The sequence below is a fragment of the Specibacter sp. NPDC078709 genome, from assembly GCF_040686795.1.
GTDB lineage: Bacteria > Actinomycetota > Actinomycetes > Actinomycetales > Micrococcaceae > Specibacter.
This window is the reverse complement of the sequence record NZ_JBFBLU010000001.1, coordinates 618,358-640,515: the sequence shown is the minus strand read 5'-3', so window position 1 is coordinate 640,515 and position 22,158 is coordinate 618,358. Positions and strand designations below refer to the sequence as shown.

The 22,158-nt window shown below is 62.0% G+C and carries 21 protein-coding genes; 15 read left to right on the top strand and 6 right to left on the bottom strand.

The window, feature by feature from the left end; translation table 11 throughout:
• Together AB0P14_RS02745 and AB0P14_RS02740 are read left to right on the top strand one after the other, a co-directional pair.
• Entirely contained in the window at positions 1-822 is an 822-nt protein-coding gene (locus AB0P14_RS02745; RefSeq protein ID WP_363837393.1) for an ATP-binding cassette domain-containing protein, read from the top strand.
• A 9-nt stretch (positions 823-831) separates the two neighbouring features.
• Positions 832-1,593, top strand: a complete 762-nt coding sequence (locus tag AB0P14_RS02740) for an ABC transporter permease (RefSeq protein WP_363837390.1) — start codon at positions 832-834, stop codon at positions 1,591-1,593.
• Positions 1,594-1,711: 118 nt separating this feature from the next.
• Here AB0P14_RS02740 and AB0P14_RS02735 read toward each other — a convergent pair whose 3' ends face one another.
• On the bottom strand, positions 1,712-2,218 hold the full coding sequence (locus tag AB0P14_RS02735; protein WP_363837387.1) for a hypothetical protein: 507 nt from the start codon (positions 2,216-2,218) through the stop codon (positions 1,712-1,714).
• 141 nt (positions 2,219-2,359) lie between these two features.
• Between AB0P14_RS02735 and AB0P14_RS02730 the strand changes: the two genes are divergently transcribed.
• The 9 genes from AB0P14_RS02730 (at position 2,360) to AB0P14_RS02690 (ending at position 11,422) form a co-directional block, all read left to right on the top strand.
• Positions 2,360-2,767, top strand: a complete 408-nt coding sequence (locus tag AB0P14_RS02730; protein WP_363837385.1) for a VOC family protein — start codon at positions 2,360-2,362, stop codon at positions 2,765-2,767.
• 105 nt (positions 2,768-2,872) lie between these two features.
• Positions 2,873-3,538, top strand: coding sequence for a TetR family transcriptional regulator (locus tag AB0P14_RS02725; protein WP_363837382.1), 666 nt, complete (start codon positions 2,873-2,875; stop codon positions 3,536-3,538).
• Positions 3,535-4,437, top strand: a complete 903-nt coding sequence (locus AB0P14_RS02720) for a TIGR01777 family oxidoreductase (protein WP_363837379.1) — start codon at positions 3,535-3,537, stop codon at positions 4,435-4,437. Before AB0P14_RS02725 ends, AB0P14_RS02720 begins: the two co-directional genes overlap by 4 nt.
• A complete protein-coding gene (locus tag AB0P14_RS02715; protein WP_363837376.1) occupies positions 4,430-4,882 on the top strand; it encodes a hypothetical protein in 453 nt (150 codons plus the stop codon). The genes AB0P14_RS02720 and AB0P14_RS02715 overlap by 8 nt, the downstream gene beginning before the upstream one ends.
• A 90-nt stretch (positions 4,883-4,972) precedes the next feature.
• Complete coding sequence (locus tag AB0P14_RS02710; protein WP_363837373.1) at positions 4,973-7,003, top strand: DUF5107 domain-containing protein; 2,031 nt, start codon at positions 4,973-4,975, stop codon at positions 7,001-7,003.
• A gap of 241 nt (positions 7,004-7,244) precedes the next feature.
• On the top strand, positions 7,245-7,952 hold the full coding sequence (locus AB0P14_RS02705; protein ID WP_363837370.1) for a FadR/GntR family transcriptional regulator: 708 nt from the start codon (positions 7,245-7,247) through the stop codon (positions 7,950-7,952).
• The gene (locus AB0P14_RS02700) at positions 7,949-8,917 is read left to right on the top strand and encodes an asparaginase (RefSeq protein ID WP_363837367.1); all 969 of its coding nucleotides are present in this window, start codon (positions 7,949-7,951) and stop codon (positions 8,915-8,917) included. Before AB0P14_RS02705 ends, AB0P14_RS02700 begins: the two co-directional genes overlap by 4 nt.
• Before the next feature lie 114 nt (positions 8,918-9,031).
• A complete protein-coding gene (gene aspA / locus AB0P14_RS02695) occupies positions 9,032-10,468 on the top strand; it encodes an aspartate ammonia-lyase (protein ID WP_363838153.1) in 1,437 nt (478 codons plus the stop codon).
• Positions 10,469-10,753: 285 nt separating this feature from the next.
• Positions 10,754-11,422, top strand: a complete 669-nt coding sequence (locus AB0P14_RS02690) for an FMN reductase (protein WP_363837364.1) — start codon at positions 10,754-10,756, stop codon at positions 11,420-11,422.
• A 52-nt stretch (positions 11,423-11,474) separates the two neighbouring features.
• On the opposite strand, the gene AB0P14_RS02685 is transcribed toward AB0P14_RS02690, so the two are convergent.
• Positions 11,475-12,530 (bottom strand): hypothetical protein, encoded by a 1,056-nt coding sequence (locus tag AB0P14_RS02685; RefSeq protein WP_363837362.1) that lies wholly within the window; start codon positions 12,528-12,530, stop codon positions 11,475-11,477.
• A 104-nt stretch (positions 12,531-12,634) separates the two neighbouring features.
• Between AB0P14_RS02685 and AB0P14_RS02680 the strand changes: the two genes are divergently transcribed.
• From AB0P14_RS02680 to AB0P14_RS02665, 4 genes are all read left to right on the top strand, one after another.
• Positions 12,635-13,456, top strand: coding sequence for a TetR/AcrR family transcriptional regulator (locus tag AB0P14_RS02680; protein ID WP_363837360.1), 822 nt, complete (start codon positions 12,635-12,637; stop codon positions 13,454-13,456).
• 52 nt (positions 13,457-13,508) lie between these two features.
• Entirely contained in the window at positions 13,509-14,237 is a 729-nt protein-coding gene (locus tag AB0P14_RS02675; protein ID WP_363837357.1) for a hypothetical protein, read from the top strand.
• Positions 14,238-14,344: 107 nt separating this feature from the next.
• Complete coding sequence (locus AB0P14_RS02670) at positions 14,345-17,395, top strand: glycoside hydrolase family 2 TIM barrel-domain containing protein (protein WP_363837354.1); 3,051 nt, start codon at positions 14,345-14,347, stop codon at positions 17,393-17,395.
• A 56-nt stretch (positions 17,396-17,451) separates the two neighbouring features.
• A complete protein-coding gene (locus AB0P14_RS02665) occupies positions 17,452-18,273 on the top strand; it encodes an SDR family NAD(P)-dependent oxidoreductase (RefSeq protein ID WP_363837351.1) in 822 nt (273 codons plus the stop codon).
• A 46-nt stretch (positions 18,274-18,319) separates the two neighbouring features.
• Here the strand turns inward: AB0P14_RS02665 and idi are convergent, their stop codons facing one another.
• Genes idi through AB0P14_RS02645 form a run of 4 tightly spaced genes read right to left on the bottom strand, consistent with a single transcriptional unit; the run spans position 18,320 to position 22,109 of the window.
• Positions 18,320-18,934: an isopentenyl-diphosphate Delta-isomerase gene (idi, locus tag AB0P14_RS02660; RefSeq protein WP_363837348.1), complete on the bottom strand. Its 615-nt coding sequence runs from the start codon at positions 18,932-18,934 to the stop codon at positions 18,320-18,322.
• Positions 18,935-18,972: 38 nt separating this feature from the next.
• Positions 18,973-20,778 (bottom strand): hypothetical protein, encoded by a 1,806-nt coding sequence (locus AB0P14_RS02655; RefSeq protein ID WP_363837345.1) that lies wholly within the window; start codon positions 20,776-20,778, stop codon positions 18,973-18,975.
• Between the two features lie 46 nt (positions 20,779-20,824).
• Positions 20,825-21,481 (bottom strand): hypothetical protein, encoded by a 657-nt coding sequence (locus tag AB0P14_RS02650; RefSeq protein ID WP_363837342.1) that lies wholly within the window; start codon positions 21,479-21,481, stop codon positions 20,825-20,827.
• A 46-nt stretch (positions 21,482-21,527) separates the two neighbouring features.
• A complete protein-coding gene (locus AB0P14_RS02645; RefSeq protein WP_363837340.1) occupies positions 21,528-22,109 on the bottom strand; it encodes a hypothetical protein in 582 nt (193 codons plus the stop codon).
• Positions 22,110-22,158: the final 49 nt, after the last annotated feature.

Here is a 22,158-nt window from a genome sequence, read left to right as displayed (position 1 = left end):
ATGAGTGCGTTTACGCCCCAATCCCTGGCCATCTCGGTGCAGGGTCTGGAGAAGTCATTTAAGAATGTGCACGTGCTGCGGGGCGTGGATTTCGAGGTGGCCCGCGGCAGCATCTTCGCCCTCTTGGGGTCCAACGGGGCCGGTAAAACCACTATCGTGAAGGTCCTTTCCACGCTCTTGAAGCACGACGCCGGGGCTGCCGCCGTCAATGGATTCGACGTCGCCTCCCAGTCCGGCAAGGTGCGGGAATCGATCAGCCTGACCGGGCAGTTCGCCGCCGTCGATGAAATTCTGACAGGGCGGGAAAACCTTGTGCTGGTAGCCAAGCTGCGGCATGTGGCGGACCCAGGTGTTGTGGCTGACGGCCTCCTGGAGCGGTTCGCGCTGACCGAGGTGGGCTCCCGGAAAGTGTCTACCTACTCCGGAGGCATGCGGCGCCGGCTGGACATCTCCATGAGCCTGATCGGAAACCCGCCCGTCATCTTCCTCGACGAGCCAACCAGCGGGCTCGACCCCCAGGCGCGCCTTGAGGTGTGGGCTGCGGTGCAGGAACTTGCTGGCCACGGCACCACTGTACTGCTCACCACGCAGACCCTTGACGAGGCCGAACATCTTGCCGATCGCATCGCGATCCTGCACGAGGGACGGATTATCGTCAACGGCACACTGGCCGAACTGAAGGCGCTGCTGCCTCCGGCCAAGGTTGAATACGTGGAAAAACAGCCCACCCTCGAGGACGTCTTCTTCGCTCTTGTTGGCGGGAGCGGTGCCGGGAACAACGGCAGCAGTGCCGCCGGGCGCGGCGTCGCCACATCGGACTGAGGATCCACCATGAGCAAGCATTTCTTTTCCGACACCACCGTCCTGTTGGGCCGGTCCCTGCGGCACATCACGCGCAGCATGGACACCATCATCACGACCACCATCATGCCGATCGCGTTTCTGCTGCTCTTCGTTTACGTCTTGGGCGGTGCGATCCACGCGGGCGCAGGATCCTATGTGAGCTACCTGCTGCCGGGCATCTTGGTCATCACCATAGCCTCCGGCATCTCCTACACGGCATTCCGGCTGTTCCTGGATATGCAGAGCGGCATCTTTGAGCGGTTCCAGTCCATGCCCATTGCCCGGTCTTCGGTGTTGTGGGCACATGTGGTGACCTCGCTTGTCGCCAACCTGGTTTCCGTGGCCGTCGTCGTGCTTGTTGCCCTTGTTATGGGATTCCGCTCGGGTGCTGGGCTCTTGACGTGGCTGGCCGTGGCCGGAATTCTGCTGCTGTTGACGCTGGCATTGACCTGGATCGCCGTGATTCCGGGGCTTACGGCTAAATCGGCGGACGGGGCGAGCGCCTTCGCCTATCCCATCATTTTCCTGCCATTTATCAGCTCGGCGTTTGTGCCCACCGATACCATGCCGGGCCCGGTGCGCTGGTTTGCCGAAAACCAGCCGGTGACCTCGATCGTCAACACGGTCCGGAACATGCTGGCGCAATTGCCCGTGGGTGGGGATATTTGGCGGGCGCTCACCTGGTGTGTTGGCATCCTGGTGGTCGCGTACATTTTTGCCATGGTGGCCTACCGGAAAAAGATCGCGTAGCTTGGCGCCTGCAGAAATGATCCCGGTCCCGCCAAATGATCCCTAGAACTCAAGATTCCGGGATCAGAAAGCGGGCTCCGGACCTTTTTGGCAGTCGTACGCCGTAGGCGCGGTGTTGTCAGTATTCGCGGGGGAGGGGCTCATGCCCTGCGCGGGGGAGCAGAGCCGCGTAGGTGCAGGCTGCTGCGGTGAATAACAGCAGGAAACCTAACATGCCCATGGCCACAGAATTGCTGGAGACCTCAGTCGGGTCCAAGTCCACGGTGCTGAGTATTGTTCCCAGCGCCACCCCAATCACGCCGTAGCCCAGTGACACGAAGCAGACCACCACGGCTTTCTGGGTGGGAAACCAGTGACCGTCCCGGAAGAACCCGCGGGCCAGGGCCCAGCCAATAAGGAATGGGAGAATGGAGGCGGCGAAGATGACAGCCATGATGAGAACCGTCGAGCTGTAGCCAACGCCGTCGGGTCCCACATGCCGGGCAATCTGGCTGGGGATCAGGGGACTGAGAATTAAGTAGAGAACCACGGCCAGGATCAGTGCGCAGGCCGGGGCCACGATGAGTAATGGCACGGCTCTGGTGTTCACGCGGGTCATGCCGCTCGTGTTTGAATTCACAGTCAATCTGTCCCCTCAGATTCCAATCCCGAAATGGATTGCAGTAACCAATGTATCGACGCCGGGTCGGGGAGTCGAACCGTTCCGTCCCGGGGATGTTCGTTATGGCTGTAGCGCCAGCGACGACGGTTTGATTACGATTGCGCCATGACACACACCGCACCAGCCCCCGTGATCTATCTCAGTTTTCCCGGCACCGCGCGTGAAGCGCTCACTTTCTATGCCGACATCTTTGGTGGGGAGCTCGTGCTGCACACTTATGAGGAATTCAGCCGCACCGATGGTCCCGGCCATGCGATAGCCCATGGAATGCTCCTGGCTCCGGTCTCCTTGGCGGGGTCGGATGCTGCCACGGGACAACAAACGGTTCGGATGGAAGGGGCCATGCTCTCCCTGCTTGGTACCGCGGACGCAGACGTGCTCGAGGAGTGGTTCGCCAAGCTGGCCGTGGGCGGAACTGTTGTGGATCCTCTGGCTGAAAAACCATGGGGAGCCTGCGACGGGCAGGTTATTGACCGTCACGGCCTGCATTGGCTCATTGGGTACGAGCATTGAGAATCCGGAGAAACCCAGCTAGCCCTCCAGCAGTTCCAAAAGTTGAACGTGTTCAAAAATGGTGCTTTACTCAGAACTGAACACGTTCAAAAGATGGGATTCGGTATGGACGCGCAACCGATGGACAGCAAGAGCGAGCAAACCAAGGCGCTGGTACGTGAAACTGCCATGGCCATGTTCCGCACCAAGGGCTACGCGAAAACCACCATGCGGGGTATTGCTGCCGACGCCGGAGTCTCCCTGGGTAGCACCTATTACTACTACGCCTCCAAAGATGAACTGGTCCTGGAGCTCTACCGCGAATCCGTCACCGAGCAGCAGGCCGCCGCCACCTTGGCGCTGGCCGATGCGAGCGGCTTAGCCGACCGGCTCAAGGCCGCCCTGCATGCCGGCATTGACGCACTCACGCCGTATCACTCCTTCGGCAGCGCGTTGATTGGCAGCGCACTTCCGCCGCAATCGCCACTGAACCCGTTTGGTGAGCCGTCGCGGGAAGTCCGGGAGTCCGCCGTCGGAATTTTCAGTGAGGTGGTGGAGGGCGCCAAGGTGCCGGCATTCCTCCGCGCCCAACTGCCCGAACTCCTGTGGCTCGGGTACATGGGTGTGGTGCTGTTTTGGGTGTACGACCGCTCCGAAGGCCAGCGCCGCACCCGCACCCTGATCGACGGAGCAGCGCCGCTGATCGCCAAGCTCGTTGCATTCTCGCGCCTGCCGGTGGTCAAACCGTTGGTCGAGGAAGTGCTCGCGCTCAAGGCGAAGGTTCAGTCGTGAAAACCGTTGTCATCGCCGGGGCGTCCGGGTTCATTGGCGCTCATTTTCGCCAACAGTTTGCCGCTGCCGGGTGGCAGGTGCGAACCGTGGGCCGCAACGGCTCAATCGCCGACGCCGCGTGGGGCGACACTGCCGCCATCACCGCACTGCTGGATAACGCTGACTTGCTGCTCAATCTCGCCGGAAAATCGGTCTCCTGCCGCTACACCCCTGCCAACAAGGCCGAGATCGTGCGGTCCCGGGTCGAGACCACAGCCGAGCTGGGCCGGGCTATGGCGGTCTGCGTGAATCCGCCGCGCGATTGGTTCAACGCCAGTACCGGCACCATCTATCGTGATGCGCGGGACAGGCCTCAAGATGAGTACGACGGCGAACGTGGCTCCGGTTTTTCCGTCGAGGTGGCGCGGGGCTGGGAGGAAACGCTCGCTGCCGCGGACACTCCGTCGACGCGGCGGATCCCGCTTCGGATTTCCATCGTCATGGGCCCTGGCGGTGGCGTGATGCGCCCCTTCAACAATCTGGCGCGGCTGGGGCTGGGTGGGCGTATGGGTGATGGTGGGCAAATATTCAGTTGGATTCATGTCCAGGATTTGTTCCGCGCCGTGGTGTTTCTGCACGAGCACAGGGAGATCACGGGACCCGTAAATATCGCGTCTCCAGTGGTGGTGACGAATGCCGAGCTGATGCGGGCTGTGCGCAGCGCAAACCGGGCACCGTTCGGGGTCCCCACCCCGGCATGGCTGCTGAAGATGGGGGCGGTGTTGATTCGGACCGAAACCGAGCTGGTGCTCAAGAGTCGGTGGGTGGCCTCGCGGAAACTCCGGGATGCAGGCTTCATCTGGAAGCATCCGGAACTCAGCGGTGCGCTTGCGAGCATTGCCGGGGATCGGCATGAGTGAGGAAAAGGTGGCCGGATTCAGAATGGAGTATGGGGTCCCGGCGGTATTGATTGGCTGGTTCGTGACGTTCTTCGTTTTCTGCTTGGGATTGACCGTCGCCAACTTTGTGACGGAGGGAGCCAATGGGCTGGGCCTTGGATTCCTAGCCGCGTCTATGATGGTTGGCCTCCCCGTCGCAGTATTGATCGGGTTGCCGCTTGCGCTGCTGATTTCTTGGCCGCTGCGGAGGGTGCGGAACCAGGAACTGCACGTTCTGGTATTCGCACTCGGCGTTGGCGCGGCCATGGTGGGTGGGGTGTATTTCTCCTACGGGGGAGAGGTGAACTGGGGTGCTGCGGCTCTGGTAGCAGGGGCCGCCCTGAGCGCCGCAATTGGGCGGGCTAGTGTCATCACCATGGTGGCGAAACGGAATCAAGTGCAAATCGGGCCGCGAGGTAGGTACTAGCAAGCACGTGGATGGCCAAATCCGCTAGGCTCACAGCAATAGAGATCTCCTGCTTTTTGCGTGCCCCTCGACTGTGATTGGACCTTCCGTATGTCAGCCGTCTCCACCCTGAAAATCACAACCCGGACCCTTGAGCTGGCAGAGTTGGGCGCCGATTCGCCGCTGCCTTCGGTGCAGCCGCTGCTGGAGCCGCCCTATACCGTGGGCGCAGGCATTCCCGAAGAGATCTCAGCGGGGGTGCGCTGGGGCAAGGTCAGCAACATTTACCCCTATCCCATGCAGGAGAGCTATTCGCGAGAGACCCGCGCAACGGAACTGACCGCCGTCGTGCTTGAAAATGAGCATCTGAAGGCCACCTTCCTGCCGCAGCTGGGCGGGCGTCTGTGGGAGCTCACGGACAAGGCCACGGGCAAGGAATTGTTGCACACGCAGGAGAAGATTCAGTTCGCGAATCTGGCCCTGCGCAATGCCTGGTTCGCCGGTGGGATTGAGTACAACATTGGCACGCGCGGGCATTCGCCCACCACGTGCGTGCCGCTGCACACGGCGATTGTGCGCACGCCGGAGGGTCAGGAAATCCTGCGGATGTGGGAGTTCGACAGGCTCCGCGAGGTGGTGTTCCAGATCGACGCATGGCTGCCGGCCGACTCCAACGTGGTCCTGGTGGCCGTGCGCATTCGCAACCCCAACGACAAAACCGTGCCCATGTATTGGTGGAGCAATGCGGCCGTTCCGCAGTCGCCGGACACACGCGTGATTGCCCCGGCGACGCACGCCTACGCGACCGATTATGACGGTTCCATGACGCGCGTTGACACCACCAACTTCCACGGTGCCGATGCCACCTGGCCTGTTCGGAATTCCCAGGCGGCGGATTTCTTCTTCGATATTGCTCCTGAGGAGCGGCGCTGGGAGGTAGCTGCCGATGCCGACGGCGATGGGCTGGCCCTGATTTCTTCGGCGCAACTGCGGGGCCGGAAGCTGTTTGTCTGGGGCGAAGGTGCCGGTGGCCACCGGTGGCAGGAGTGGCTGTCGCCCTCGGATTCTGGCGAGCCGCGGCGCTATGCGGAGATCCAGGCCGGCTTGGCCCAGACCCAGTTTGAGCACGTGCCCATGCCCGCCGGGGCCAGTTGGCAGTGGGTCGAGGCGTACGGCAACGCTGCCCTTGATCCGGCTCTCGCCGCAGGGGACTGGGGCGCCGCCGTGGCTCATGGCGCGCAGCGCGTGGAAGCGTTGGTCTCTGAGCGCAGTATTGCCAATGCCCTGTCCGACGCCGGACGCTGGGCTGATCTGCCGCCTTCGGAAATGGTGGTGGCTGGCAACGGTTGGGGTGCTTTGGAGCGGGTCCGTCGCCACCATTCCACCACTGACTGGATCGATGAGGCCGGCACGCCCTTTGGGGTTGAGACGCTCACCGCAGATCAGGCGCCATGGCTGGAGTTGCTCAACGCCAACGAAGGAATTGTGGAGAAGCCCTTTGAAGCGTCTTCGGGGGAGGCGCCGAGTCAGCCATTCGCGGGAGCTGAGTCCTTTGTGCGTGGCTTGGATTGGGAAGATCTGCTCACGGCTGGCCGGAATTCCAGCGCCGAGGGCGCGTTCCACCACGCCGTCATGGTACATGCGCGGGCTTCCACGTCGGCGGGGGATCAGAGTGTGGTTGCGGCGTTGTACCGAACGGCCCTTGAAGGGACCTTCGTGGCCGGGGCTGATTTGAGCGCGCGAAGCCGTTCATTGGCACACCGCGGTTTGGGGTTGGCGCTGATTGCCTCCGGGGATGTGGCCGGTGGACTAGCCGAGTTGCGGGCAGCTTGCGGCGTAGATCCCAGCTGCCGTGAACTGTTGGTCGAGGCCATGGCTATGGCTCTGGACAACGCTGAGCCCGCTGTGGCGCTGGAGGTGCTCAGCCGTGCACCCGAATCTCTGGCATCGCTGGGCAGGGTCCGGTTCCTGGAAGCCACGGCACTCGCTGCACTGGGGGAGGACGCTGCCGCCGCCGCGATTCTCACGGCAGGACTGGAAGTGGCCGACCTCCGCGAAGGAGTCAACTCAATCTCGGACCTGTGGACTCAGGTCTGCCCAGGACAAGATGTTCCGGCGGAGTACCAATTCAGCATGCAGTGACTCGCCCTCCTCCAGTCCTCCGACGCTGTCGCCTCCTGCCGAGGCTGTCGCAGCAATGGCTGGATTTCCAGGAACGCTCGCGCACTCAGCGTGAACTGCTCCCCGATTTAGCAGCCATTGCTGCGACAGGGTCGTCGATAAAGCAGCCATTGCTGCGCTAGCGTTCCCGAAATAGCAGCCATTGCTGCGCTAGCGTCGAGACGGATTGACACGCGCTGTGAGCCGTGTCATAGTCTTCATTATGAACTTGTCAGACAGCTGGACAGCCGGACAGTCGCAAATCGTCCGGGTGAGCGCCGCCGAGGCCGTATTCCAAGCCATCCGCTCCGCCATTGAGGGCGGCCAGCTCACCGTTGGCACCAAGCTCAGCAGCGAAACCGCGCTCGCAGCCCAATATGGTGTCAGCCGCTCAGTGGTCCGTGAAGCCCTCCGGTCCTGCACCGCGCTGGGCCTGACGGAAACGCAGACCGGCAAGGGCACCTTCGTCATAGCCAGCCGAGCATCGAGCGATCTGGTCCTGGGTCAGTTCTCGGCCCGCAGCCTCATGGAGGCCCGCCCTCACATCGAGGTGCCCGCCGCCGAATTCGCAGCAACCCGCCGCAGCACCGAACAACTCGAGGAAATGCGCGGCATCCTGACCCTCATGGCCGAAGAGGACGACCCCGAAATCTGGGTCAACCTAGACGCCGCCTTCCACGGCGCCATCGCCCGCGCCAGCGGCAACGGCGTCTTTGAAAGCGTCGTCAACGACATCCGTGACGCCATGGTGAACCAGTCCGAAACCATCAACCTCATCACCGGCCGGGCACGCCAATCCGACGCCGAACACCTCGTCATCCTCGACGCGATCCAACGCAGCAACACCAAGGACGCGGGCCTCGCCATGGCCACGCACCTCTCCGCCGTCGACACCGCCCTGAGCCAGATCATGGGAGCCACCCAAGCATGAACCGCAGCAATTTTCCGGCCCACGCACCGCTCGCCGTGCAGACGCGCGGCGACCTCATTGAGAGTGTCCATTATGGTTCGCTCGTTGCCCTGACGTCCGACGGCGGGAGCGTCCTCCTGCGTGGAGAGCCCACCGCCCGCATGTACCCCCGCTCCGCCCTAAAGCCGCTCATGGCGGTGGCCATGTTGCGCGCCGGTGTGGAACTCTCCGATGAACAATTGGCGCTGGCCTCAGCCAGCCATTCCGGCGCAGCTGAACACCAGAGCACCGCGGCAGCCATTCTGGCAGGAGCCGGCCTCACCCCGGCTGATCTGGGGAACTCCACCGATCTGCCCTACGGTGTGGAGGAACGGGTGCAGTGGCTGGCCGCAGGCAATGGCCCCACCCAGTTGACCCAAAACTGCTCCGGGAAGCATGCCGCGTTGCTGGCCACCTGCGTGCATAACGGCTGGTCGGTGGAGAACTACTTGCACGCAGATCACCCGCTCGCGGCACTCATCCGGGCCACCGTGGAAGATCTCACCGGCGAGGCCATCACCATCGTCAGCACCGACGGCTGCGGCACCGAGGTGTTTGCGCTGTCACTGACGGGCATGGCCCGCGCCTTCGCGCGCATGGTCACGGCAAAACCGGGCACCCCGGAACGCCGCGTTGCCGACGCCATGCGCGCGCACCCCGAGCTGGTGGCCGGCCGCGGCCGAGATGTCACCGCGCTGATGCAGACAGTTCCCGGGCTCCTGGCCAAGGACGGTTTTGAAGGCATCCAGGTGATTGCCCTCGCTGATGGCAGCGCCGTGGCACTGAAAATTTCCGACGGCGGCGACCGAGCTCGTATGCCGGCGGCAACTCCGGCACTCATCGCCCTAGGAGTCGACCCTGAGCAACTGACTGCTTTCAATCGCCTCCCCGTCTATGGCGGCGGGCATCCTGTGGGTGAGCTGCTGGGGCTGCCAGTTCCTCTTTAGTCTCGACCGAGCAGCACCCACAACAAGCTACTAATCCCCACGCTTATCCGCACCAGAGAGTGCAATTTTGTGGCGTAATGATGCGCCGTCCTTAGGAGAGTCATGACTGAAACTATGTCCACCACCCCCGTATCCGATCCCGTTGACTACCGCAGCGAGCACGATCTCATTGGTGACCGCGATATCCCGGCGGACGCTTACTGGGGTGTGCACACACTGCGAGCCGTGGAGAATTTCCCCATCACCGGCATTCCTCTGAGCAATAACACTCACTTGGTCAACGGCTTGGCCATGGTCAAACAAGCCGCAGCGCAGGCCAACCATGAACTCGGATTGCTCGACGACGTCCGGGCCGCAGCCATCATTCAAGCTTGCCAGGACATCATTGCCGGGAAGCTGCACGACCAGTTCGTGGTGGACGTTATCCAGGGCGGTGCCGGGACGTCCTCGAACATGAACGCCAACGAAGTCATCGCCAACCGGGCACTGGAAATCCTGGGTCACCGCAAGGGCGATTACCAGCACCTGCACCCGAATGACCACGTCAACCTGAGCCAGTCCACCAACGATGTCTACCCGACGGCCGTGAACGTGGCGACCATTTTCGCGGCGAAATCGTTGGTCGGGGCCATGGAATACCTGTGCGATGCCTTCGCTGCCAAGGCGCTGGAATTTAGGACCGTGGTGAAAATGGGCCGCACGCAGTTGCAGGATGCGGTGCCCATGACGCTCGGCCAGGAGTTCAACACCTACGCGGTGACGATGGGCGAGGACCGGGCCCGGCTCGCCGAATCCACGCTGCTGGTCCACGAGATCAACCTCGGCGCCACGGCCATCGGCACCGGGCTGAACGCTCCGCGGGGCTATTCAGAACTGGCCTGCCGCCACCTTGTGGAGATCTCAGGGCTACCGCTGACCGTTTCAGTTGACCTGATTGAGGCCACACAGGACGTCGGTGCGTTTGTGCACCTCTCCGGAGTGCTCAAGCGCGTGGCCGTGAAACTATCCAAGATCTGCAACGACCTGCGACTCTTGTCCTCCGGTCCGCGCGCCGGCTTCGGCGAAATCACGCTGCCGGCCGTGCAGGCGGGATCCTCCATCATGCCGGGCAAGGTCAACCCTGTCATCCCGGAAATGGTGAACCAGGTGGCCTATGAGGTGGTGGGCAACGATGTCACCATCACCATGGCGGCAGAGGGCGGGCAGTTGCAGCTCAACGCCTTTGAACCCGTCATTGTGTACAGCTTGACCAAGAGCATGCGCCACCTTGAAGCGGCCTGCATTACCTTGGCCGACAAGTGCATCCGCGGCATCACAGCCCACGAAGACAAGCTACGCGCACAAGTTGAGCACTCCATTGGTCTGGTCACCGCGCTCAACCCGCGCCTTGGCTCCGCCACCTCAACAGCCATTGCTCTGGAAGCACTGGCCAGCGGGCGCGGCGTGGCCGAGCTGGTGCTCGAACGCAAACTCCTCACAGAAGAACAGCTCAACGAACTGCTGCGTCCGGAGTACCTCGCCAATCTCAGCGAGCTATCTACCAGCAATTGAGCTCCTCAGTAGCTGACCTCTTCCGTAACTGAGCTCTGCTTCCAGTGATCTCACCAGCAACTTTCCATCCAGTATTTTTCCTTCGAGTGGCCCGAATGCGCGGACGTAGCAGTGCGCTAGCGTTCCAGAAGAAACCGCCATTGCTGCGCTAGTCGCGAAGCTTCGAACCATCGCTGGAGCCGCGGGCTAGGCGCTGTTTCGCTGGCCTCAACCAACGCCGGGAATAACTCCGGAATTCTCTCTGTTGACTCAATTAGATGCAAACGCATGAATTAAGGAGTCATAATGCAGCGTACGGTAGTAGTCATTTCGGCAGGCCTCGGTGTTCCCTCGTCCACCCGTATGCTGGCGGACCAAATTGCCGCTGATGTACAGTCGCGTCTGAGCCAGGCAGGGACCGAACCCATCATTGACGTCATTGATCTGCGCGACTACGCCACCGACATCGCCAACAATATGGTGTCCGGATACGCCGGACCGGCATTGGCCGCGGTCATCAAGCGGGTGGAAGCTGCCGATGCCATGATCGCCGTGACTCCTACCTTCAGCGCTTCCTACAGCGGTTTGTTCAAGTCGTTCTTCGACGTTCTGGATCCGAAGTTCATTGACGGAATGCCCGTGCTGTTCGGTGCTACGGGTGGCTCATCGCGCCACTCCCTGGTGCTGGACATGGCTATCCGACCGCTCTTTAGCTACCTGCGTGCCAATACGATGCCCACCGCCATCTACGCTTCCCCGGAGGATTGGGGCGGCTCCGGCACCAACACCTTGGAACGCCGGATTGGGCAGGCCGCGCAAGAATTGGTGACCGTCCTGACCGGCCAGCAAGGATCTGCCGCCGGAACCTCGGGAGCCGTCCTGATCGATCACAAGGCCAAGCGCGCCGAACGTGAGGCCTCGGATATGACATCGCTGCCGTTCGAAGAACTGCTCGCCCAGACACAGCGCCGATAACCAGTCACCAAGCCGGAACGTACCGAGCCGGAACACACCGAGCCGGGGCCGCCTAGAAGATGGGCTGCTCCGGCTTTACTGTGAGCGGCCGCGGATCCAAGGCGTCCAGCACCACAGAGAGCGCAGTGCGGTAGACCTCCGGATGAATTTCCGGGCTTGCATGCCCGGTGTGCGGAACGTCGTAGGCGAACCGTGGATTGCGCGGCAGCAGCGCCTCCCAGCCAAGTTTGGCCATGACGGCATTGACTATGAAGTCTTCGGGATCGTAAATGAGCCCGAGACCGGTGCTCGTGGGCACTCCGCCGTCGAACTGCCGGGGGAACGCTTGCAGGAACGTGGCTTGGGTGGTGCTCAGAATCAGCGAATTATTGTTCGAATCCAACGATCGAGCCACACCACTGCGGGCCGCCTCATACATGCCCTGACCGTTCGGGTTGCTCAGCCCACCCCAAAGTCCCGCACCCAGCCGCCCCAGTAGCCCCAGATACGGCACCACTTTTCCGGCGATCGAGATGTATTCCTTGCCGGGGTCCAAGGTGTCAGCCACATTCGACGGGCTTGATCCCATCACGATCAGCCGCACTTTAACGCCAATATCCGTCAGTAAAGAAGCAAGTACGACGGCGGCCATCCCACCAAAACTGTCTCCGTAGAAATACACGGTGTCGATGTTGCGGGCGTGGATGTCGCGCTGGATGGCAATGAACAGTTGGGCGATGTCGATACCTTCATTGGAGTAGCCAATGTAGGAGGCTGGAGCGCGCTGGTTCATGGCCGGCTGCAACGCCTCGAGTTTGCGCCCGGCGTCGCGATAGCTGACCCGGAAACCACCCAACAGGTACCAGGTCCGGCCGGGAAAACGTGCAGCGGCAGTCTGGTTGGCTTCGTTATCTGGAGTGGCGATGCGGTACTGGCTGCGCTCGGTGAGTTGAGCGTCCAGGGCAATGTTGGCTTGGAACGCCGTGGTCAGCGCAGCGGCACCCATGGTGAGAAAGAACTTTCGGCGAGGCATATCGGCGATCTGGTGAGCGGGCTTCGCGGCAGGGGCGGGCTGCTCGGGAGCCTCGTCGGGCCGCTGGCTAGTGTCAGGTACTGTGCTTGCTGTCATGGTGGATCACCCTTATTCTTCCACGCTTCGTGAGGGATTATTCCAGCGACTACCAGCCGTTCCCAGCAACCCGGACTTCAGCTGCGAACCCGTAGACTGGGGGCGTGAACACCACGCCGCACAACCTGCACCCTGCCGTTCCGGGGCTACCATCTGCCGGAACAGTATCTGGGCGCCTGTATTCCGGCTTGCAACCATCTGAACGTGTTCAGGAACGGTACGAGAAGTTCATTGACGCCGGCATCGAGGTGTTTGGCACCGTGGGCTATGCCTCATCCAAGATCAAGACATTGTGTCACTGTGCGGGCTTGAGTGAGCGTTACTTTTATGAATCCTTCGATTCCCGCGAACACCTGCTGACCGACGTGTATGAGAGGATTTCCACCAACTTAATGCAGCAAGTGACCGCGGCACTGCAGGATCCTGACGCTGAGGCAAAGGATGCCATCAAGGCCAGTTTGGCGGCGGTGGTCAATTTCATGCTGGGAGATCCCCGCCATGCACAAATTGTGCTGGTGGAAATTGTTGGTATTTCCGAGGAATTGGAAGCCAAACGCCACTTGGCGATGACGAATTTTGCCGGACAGTCCATGGGGGCGTTGCTGGTATTGGGCGGGCTCGAAGGCCCCGTGGTTAAGGAGATGCTCGGTGGTGGACTGGGGAGTCAAGGTGGGGGATCCAAATCCCGTGCAGGTATACGTCCTGTAGACCCGAATCATCCGCTGGCCGAGGTATTTGAATTTGCTAGACTTACGGCCATTTCCATGGTGGGCGGAGTGAATAATATGCTCCTCGACGCAGTCATCGGGGGGACCACCGCCAACGTTGAGAAGATCCTCGAGGTCGCCTACCAGCTGATATGCAACGCCTCCTCCGGGATCAGGGCACTTGCCGGCACTGGCCCAGCACGTCCGGCCCGAAAGTGACCCCCGCGACGTAACTATTGGTTGCTGCACAGCGAAGTGACACGATGGGTTCATGTCATTTCCAGAACTCTTTGCCAGCTATTGGTGGTTGCTCTTCCCACTGGGAGGCATGGCGGCCGGCGGTTTCAAAGCACTGTTCGCATCTCATGAACGTGCGCAGGAGCGAGCCCATCAACGTGAGATTGAGATGTACAAACTCCAACACCCGGAAGTGGCGGCGCTGGATGTCTCAACCCGCCCCCAGCCGTTGACGGAAACCATCAGTCTGGCCAAAGACGGCTATTCCGAAGGCGACGTGGCCAGGGTGAAGGGTGAACACGATTTGGTGAATAAGCGCTGGCTCAGCTACGAGCTTGACGTCGGCAAGCTGATCGACTTCCCTATGATGAGCGATGTTCGTGAACCGCTGACAGTCGCGTTTTTACGAGCCAAGCGCGACGCCGATGCCCTCCGCCCGCTCGAGGGCGATGAGATCTCTGCCAAGAGCCGTTGGGACGACTACCGCAACGCCGTCAATGCCTTCGCGGTGGCCTTTGACGTCGCGGAAAAGGAAGCCCACCGGATCAAGGACTCCGCCTTCAACGATGCGCAACGGGCGCGCCTAGGCACCGCCCGCAAGCTAGTGAACATTGCCGAGGACAACGCCGCCAGCCCTGCCGAGCGCCAGACCGCCTACAAGCGGGCGCGCAAGGAACTCGATGGCCTGATCGTCCTCCCCGACGTCACGATCGCCTCCCTCGAGCAAAAGGTGGCACGCATGATTGACGGCACTGCGGGCTAGATAAGGCCGCGCAAACGCTTTTGGGCTCACCCGCTTCCGGTTGCCATGCCTCCCGCGCGAGACCCTCCCCAAAGCCCCAATCCGCACGACGCCAAGGACCCGATACTGTGAACGCCCCGAGCCCTGCCTCCACGCTTGCTGCCAATCTGGCCGAAAACCCCTACAACGTCGTCATGGATCTAGAAAACCCAGGTCCTGGCACCGGTGGGATTCAACCGCGCGCCCACGTGGACAGCGGTTTGCCCACCCTCTCGCTCAACGGCGATTGGCGTTTCCACTACGCACCAACGCTGGCAGCGGCCCCTCTCGGTATTGAATTTGAGACGTTCGACGACGGAGCCTGGGACACGCTACCGGTCCCCTCCTGCTGGAATTTCCATGGTTATGGGGCTCCGGCCTATACCAATGTCCAGTTCCCCTTCCCACTGGATCCGCCGTTCACGCCGGATGCGAATCCCGTGGGCGATCATAGGCTGAGCTTCGATGCCACGCCTGAGTTCCTGAACGGCGCCATTTTGCGTTTCGATGGGATCGATAACGCGGGAACTATTTGGCTCAATGGGGAATTGTTGGGCACCACTCGTGGCGCAAAGCTGGTGCAGGAGTTTGACGTAACAGGCAAGGTCCGAGCCGGCGAAAACCTGTTGGTGGTGAGGGTTTCGCAATTCAGTGCATCCAGTTACCTCGAGGACCAAGACGCTTGGTGGTTACCGGGCATCTTCCGTGATGTGACCCTGTTGGCCCAGCCCGCCGGAGCCATTCGGGACGTGTTCGTGCATGCAGGCTTCACCCCAGACAAAACAGGCTCCGGCGCCACCCAAGGCACGGGAACCCTGCGCGTGGAGTTGGATCCGCCGCTGCCAGGAACCACAGTGGAGATTCTCCAGCTCGGCGTCTCTGAAATCCTGGATTTCGGGGCGGTATCTGAGGCTGACGCCAGCACAGCCAAGGTCTCAGCCGCCAGCAGCGCAGCCAGCAGCGTAGCCACCTCGCAAACACTTCACGTGGGTGCCGTGGAACCATGGAGCGCCGAATCGCCCACCCTGTACCAACTGCGGATCACCACACCAGTGCAAACCCTTCGCCTAAACGTAGGTTTCCGGAGCATCACGGTTGAGGACGCGCAGATTAAACTGAATGGCAAACCCCTACTCTTTAGGGGTGTCAACAGGCACGAGCACAACCCGGATTTGGGCCGCACCGTCCCACAGGAACAGGTACTGCGCGAACTGCACCTGATGAAGCAGCACAACATCAACGCCATCCGCACAGCCCACTACGCCCCGCACCCGTTCCTGCTGCACGCTGCCGACCAGCTGGGCTTCTACGTCATCGACGAGTGCGACTACGAAACCCACGGTTTTGAAGACGGCGACTGGGCGGGGAACCCCAGCGCCGAACCGCAGTACCGGGAGGCCCTGCTGGATCGGATGGCGCGCTTGGTGGAGCGGGACAAGAACCACCCTTCAATCATCATGTGGTCGCTGGGCAATGAGGCAGGCACAGGAGCCAACCTTGAGGCCTTGGCGCAGTGGACTAAGCAGCGCGATCCCGAACGGTTGCTCCACTACGAGGGCGACTGGGCCAGCCCCTACGTGGATGTCTATTCGCGCATGTACGCTTCACCGGCGGAAGTGGAGTTGATCGGCCGCCAGCAGGAGGAGCCGCCAGCGGACGCCGAACAAGATAGTCACCGACGGAACTTGCCGTTCATCCTGTGCGAATATGTCCACGCCATGGGCAATGGCCCCGGCGGCCTGCAGGAATATCAGGAGCTATTCGATAAATACCCGCGCCTACAAGGCGGCTTCGTGTGGGAATGGATTGAACACGGCATCCGCCAGCACACCATGGACGGGGAAGCGTACTTTGCCTACGGCGGTGACTTTGGCGAAAAGGTCCACGACGGCAACTTTGTCATTGACGGGCTCGTCTCCGCAGATCTGGAACCGCGCCCGGGACTGTTGGACTTCAAAAAAGTGGTGGAACCGCTGAGCCTGGTCATTGATGCGAACTGGCAGAGGCTGAACATCCACAACAAGTACAACTTCCTGGACACCTCGCATCTGGCCTTCACCTGGAGCGTTGCGGGGCCGGAAGGTCGCGTGGCCTGTGGCACCCTGGAGGTGCCGTTGACGGCGGCAGGGGAGGAGTCCGGCGTCGTGCTTCCGGCGGAATTGGCTGCGCACCGAGGTGAGCAGCGGGTGGTTTCGATCAGTGCCGCGCTGGCCGCCGATGAGCCGTGGGCGCAGGCCGGGCATCAGATTGCCTGGGGTCAGCAGGGGCAGGTGGCCGCGCCGCTTCCTGAGGTCAGTGGCGACGGCCAGGTCGAGGTGGCGGGCCGGAATGTGCGTTTTGGGCCCGCGGTCTTCAGCCTCGATACGGGGGAGCTGAGCGCGTTCAAGGGTGTGCCGGTCAATGGCCCGAGGCTGACCGTGTGGCGCTCGCCGACAGACAATGACCACGGTAAGAATTGGGATCTGCCGGGGCAACCGCGCGATGCAGACACCTGGCGGGCTGCCGGGTTGCCGCTGCTTGAGGGGCGTCTGCAATCGATGAAGCACGACGCCGGGATGTTGGCTGTGCGGGTGCGCTACGGTGTGCCGGTGCTCCGGAATCACGTAGATGTTGAGTATGTGTGGCGCACCGACGGGGTTTACCTGGAGTTGGCGGCCAGGGTGGAGCCGGGGCCCTGCTGGGGCGTGAGTTGGCCGCGCGTCGGCTTTGATTTTGAGTTGCCGGGCGAGTTTTCACAGGCGTCATGGACCGGATTCGGGCCGGGACAAAAGTATCCGGACACGGGGTTGGCTGCGCGACTGGGCTGGTTCAATGCTTCCATCGAGGAACTCCAGGTGCCGTATGTGCGGCCGCAGGAAAATGGTGCGCGGGCGGGAGTTTCCCACTTGGAGATTGCGGCTCCGGAGGCCGGGCAGAGCATCACGTTCCAGAGCGAAACGATGTGGTTCACGCTGCGCCCGTGGTCCCAAGAAGTACTGACGGCGGCGAAACACACCCCGGATCTGGTGGCCGATGGCATCAGCTATCTGACGTTGGATGCTGCGGTGCACGGGATCGGCACGGCGTCATGCGGTCCCGGAGTGCAACCGGCGTACCAGCTGGCACCGGGGCCAATGACATTCAAGGTGGTGCTGTCCTAGTACGCAGCTGGGCGGTGGTCCCGGGGGTAAGCTGAAAATTGTTCTAAGGATGCACTATGAAACGAACAGTTATCATCACCGGCGCCAGCGACGGCATCGGAGCGGCAGCGGCAAAAATGCTGGCCTATCCCGGCGATACCTTGGTTTTGGTGGGGCGCTCGCCGGAGAAGACGCGGGACATCGCACAGGAACTCGACGCCGACTATTTTCTGTGCGACTTCACCGAGCTGGCGCAAGTGCGTGCGCTGGCGGTCACGCTTGCGCAGAAGTATCCCAGAATCTCCGTCCTAGCCAACAATGCAGGCGGCATCATGGCTGCGCGGGAAGAAACCGTGGATGGGCACGAGAAGACTTTTCAGGTGAACCACCTAGCCCCGTTCCTGCTCACCACACTGCTCATTGATAATTTGGTGGCCAGCAGGGCAACCGTCATCAACACCTCCAGTGCTGCGCACCGGCACATGGCCAAGTTCGACATTGACGATCTTGACGCGCGCCAGCACTACAGCCCCAGTACTGCGTACGGGAACGCCAAGCTGGCGAACATCCTGTTCACCACGGAACTGCAGCGCCGCTTCGGGGATCACGGCGTGAACGCTGCTGCGTTTCATCCGGGCGTGGTGGGAACCAACTTTGCTGCCGAATCAACACCCATAATGAAGCTGGGTTACGGGCCTATTGCCAAGCGGTTGCTGCTCTCGCCGGAGCAAGGAGCAGACACGCTGCTGTGGTTGGCCACCACCGTTCCCGGTGCTGATTGGAAACCGGGGCAATACTATGCCAAGCGCAAACCGGCTAAGCCGAGCCGACAGGCGCAGGACCCCGCCTTGGCCGCGCAATTGTGGGAGCACAGCGCTGCCATGGTGGCGGCCGGCTAGCGCTGACACTAAACCCAGCCCCGACAACCTGGACCTGCAACCTGCCTTAGGGCTGCAGATACCCGCCGGTGTAGACGCCTTCGCTCAGTTGCTGAACAAGCCAGGGGCTGAAGGCGAAGGGTGTGGCCGCAACCGCTTCTTCAACATCCACTACGTCGGCCCAAGCCCAGTCACAGACTTCGGCGGGGTTGGGTGCGATGGCAGCAGCATCAGCGGCATCAGATCCGGCAGCAGCATCGCTGTCGGTGGTTGGCACGCCATCGGCGGAAACAGCGCCGTCGTACACGGCGGTGAAGACGGGGCAGATTTCATTTTCCACAATGCCGGAGGCGTCCACTGCCCGGTACCGGAAGTCCGGCAATGCCGGCTCGATGTTGGTCACGGTGATGTTCAGTTCCACGGCGGCACGGCGGATGATGGCTTCTTCGAATGATTCACCGGGGGCCGGGTGGCCGCAGAAGGAATTGGTCCATACGCCCGGCCAGGTCAGCTTGGACAGTGCCCGGCGGGTCAGCAGGGTGCGGCCCTGGGCATCGAAAAGGTGGCATGAAAAAGCCAGATGCAAGGGGGTCTCGGTGGTGTGGACCAGAGCCTTGTCGGCGGTTCCGATCTCAGCTCCACTGTCATCTAGCAACCTGACCAGCTCAACATTTTGACCCATGGTGGGGGACCAGCTCCTTCTACACGTGTCTGGCCAGTTTACGGCTTGAGCACGTCATGCGTGACCACGGCATGGAGCTCAATCCCGCCCTCCTTCAGCTTCCAATAGTGCAGCCGCAGCGCCCCCGCAGTTCCTTGCTCAACATAGAGCCGCCAACACACATCCTCCCCGCGCATGGTGGGTGGGGCTTGGGCACCGTCGTTGAGTCGCAAGATGTGCGGCTCCCGCTTGTGCAGGGGCCCTTTCCAATGGGCCACCAACTCCACCGCAGCACGCAGCGACTTGGTGCGTTGTTGCGTTGTGAGGTCCGCCAGAGAATCCAAAAAGACCGGACCCACAGTGAACTTTCCCAGCGGATGCAGACTCTTCTCCGTCGCCGGAACCACCTGTGCCCAAGCATTCCGCAGCTCGAAGGAGAATTGTTCGGCCGGGTCCAGGAACAGGGTCTCCGGCGCATTCTCGGACCGAGAAGTGGCTGATCTGCGCTGCTGCCGGATCTGCACCAGCGACGCCTTGGTCTTGGCCAGCTCAGCCCGCAGCGCCTCCACCTGATGTTCGGCCGCATGCAATGTGCGGGCAAGCTCGGCAGAGCTGCGACGTTCGTCCGCCAGCTGATCTTGCAGCGCCCGCGCCACCTTATCCGTGGCCCCTTGCCGCTTCGCCGCCGCCATCAACTCATCGATGGTGCGCCGGGCCGTCACCAGCTGCATTTGCGTGCTTTGGAGTGCCGTGCGCCGTTGAGCCGGGCTGAGCAGGGCTTCCTGCTGTGAAAGTTCGGCCCCGGATAGTCCGGGTTCGCCGTCGTCGTCCGCGGTCTCCGGGGTAGGGGAGGTAACGGCGGGGCAGGTGGTGAAGATCGAGGCATAAGGCCGGTCCAGGTCAAGCCACGGAGGACCGCCCCGAAGGAGAGCTGGCGGCGGGACTGCTGTTTCGTCGTCGTCCACGTCCAGCATGGACAACACCACCGCACCGTTCTCGTACAGGACTCGCACCCGGACCACTTCACCCTCGGTCAGCAGGTCCTGGGCGGAATCGAGATCGTTGGAGGAGATTCGTTCCACGCCAATGCGGAAGTCACTGCCGGGCCAGAGCTCCACCATGGCGTAGCTGGGGTAGACGTTTTTGACCCGGGACAACGCCACATCGCCATTTTGGTAGACGGTGACCGGGGAAGTGCGGGGGAGCAGAAGGGTCTTGATGTCCAGGGCGTGGGTGGCGGGATCGAGGATCCCAGAGAGCTGCTGGCCCTTGGCGATCAGCCAATTGAGCGGGATCCCCGGCAGCAGATCCTCGCTGCGAATGAGTGCCTGTTCGCCGCTGGATACCAGTTCCACCATGGCCCGGTCATCGGCGAGAAAGCCCTTGACTATGGCTTCGGAAAGTACCGGGACGGGTGCGGTGACGGGCGGGGCCGGCTCGGGATGCTGGGCAGCCAAGACCTCGTGCTCAAGAGTGTCATACAGTGCCGGCAACTGGCCCGCGTGGTGTGGCACATGAGGCCGAGGGACCCGCGCCTGCCACAGCTTGCCATAGGGATAGACCCGTGCGCCCGTGCCGAATATGTGCAGCTGAGGAGGCAAGCCCTTTTCCAGCTGGTGAGTGTCGGGGCCGTTAGCCACCTCGATGACTGCGGCCTCGGCACCCAGCCGCGAAGCGAGCACCTGGGCATCGATCCGAAAAGCTTGCTCCGGGATGTGGGAGAGCACCACCACCGTGACATCACGGGCCGGATCCACAAGATGCCTGGCCAGTGCCGCCCCGCCCATCTGGTGCACGGCCGGCTGGATGGGTTGTTCGGGGGTGGACGCTGGAAGGAGCCGCTTCCTGTTCCGCTGTGCAGGCACTGTGGCTCCTCCCGTCGGTATTACCGAATCGTGTTAGTGACCCACCTTACAGTGGTGGTCTGACACTGGCGCTTGCAGGCTCAAAATTACGTGCTGGCCCAGCTGCCAGCCCATAAACCACCCCACCAAGGAGGGTCGACGGCGTGACATCAGTGCCGTCGTCGTCCGCGGCCCGGGAGGCATCTCCCCAGACACCCATGGGCAGGACCGAGGTCAGCCCCATGACCCGCTCACAGTAAACACCTAGGGGTGAGTGCAGGAGCTCGACGACGTCCGCAAAGCAGTCGTCGGCGATCAAGAGCGCGAAGGGTTGCACCAGCGGCACCACCCGCGCCAGCGGCGCAGATGCTGTTTTGGCTGTGGCGCAGACTATGTCCCGAGAGGTGAGTATCTGAATGCCAGCTGCCGGGGCCGTGGAGAAATCCCGCTGCAACGTGGCCAACCACTGCTGCCGGCGATGCTCGTGAGGAACCACAATCAGGACCGCTGCGTCGCGCAGCACCGTGCAAATCGTGGCCGTCACACCAAGGTAGGCCTTGCCGGCGTCGGAGCCCGTTTCAATCACACCACGCCGGGCATTCATGTCCCAGGCAGCCAACGCCTTGTGCTGCCAATGCTCGGGAAAGCCACTGGTGGACAACGGCCGCGTTGAACCCTGCGCTGGGCCACGCGCGGGGGAATCCTCCTGCTGTTGGACTGTCATGTTGCTCCTTGAGATGAAAGATTTGGGGCGAAACTTGGCGGTGAAACTAGGCTGCGAGTGCCATCGCACGGCGGCGCTTGAGCGTCACAGCGCCAGCGATCGCTGCGCCAGCGACCACGAGGCCGCCGAGAATCCATGACCACATGCTCGCTGGCGATGCGGGCTCTGAAGTTGCGGCGCTAACGCCGTTGTCGGCAGCCGCCAACGGTTCCGGGGCTACCGGAGCGGCCAGCGGTGCAACCACAAGGCTGGTGGTTGCCGTTGCTTCTTGGGGAGTGCTGGTGGTGACGGTGACGGTCCATTCACCCTCGGCCAAGAAGGCTTCCGGGCTAACCCAGAGGCCGCGGCCTTCGGAGGAAGAGATCAAAGCGATGGGGCCGGCTTCCTTGCCGTCCTTGGATGTTGCAGTAGCCACAGGATCCATGATCGATTGGACCGTGTGGCCGTCCTCCGTGTAGGTGGCCGCCACAGTGATGCCGCCGGCACCATCGGGTGTCACTTGAAGTTCGTAGGGCCCGCCGTGGGCGCTGGCCGTGGAGATACCGGTCAGAAGAAGTATGAGGGACAGAGCGGCAACAACGAATGTGCCCATCAGTGTCCGGGAAAGCTGAAGTCCAGTGGTGAACATGGTGAAGTCCTTTCCATGGGTGCTTGTGTCGCCGCGGCCTGAGCCGAAG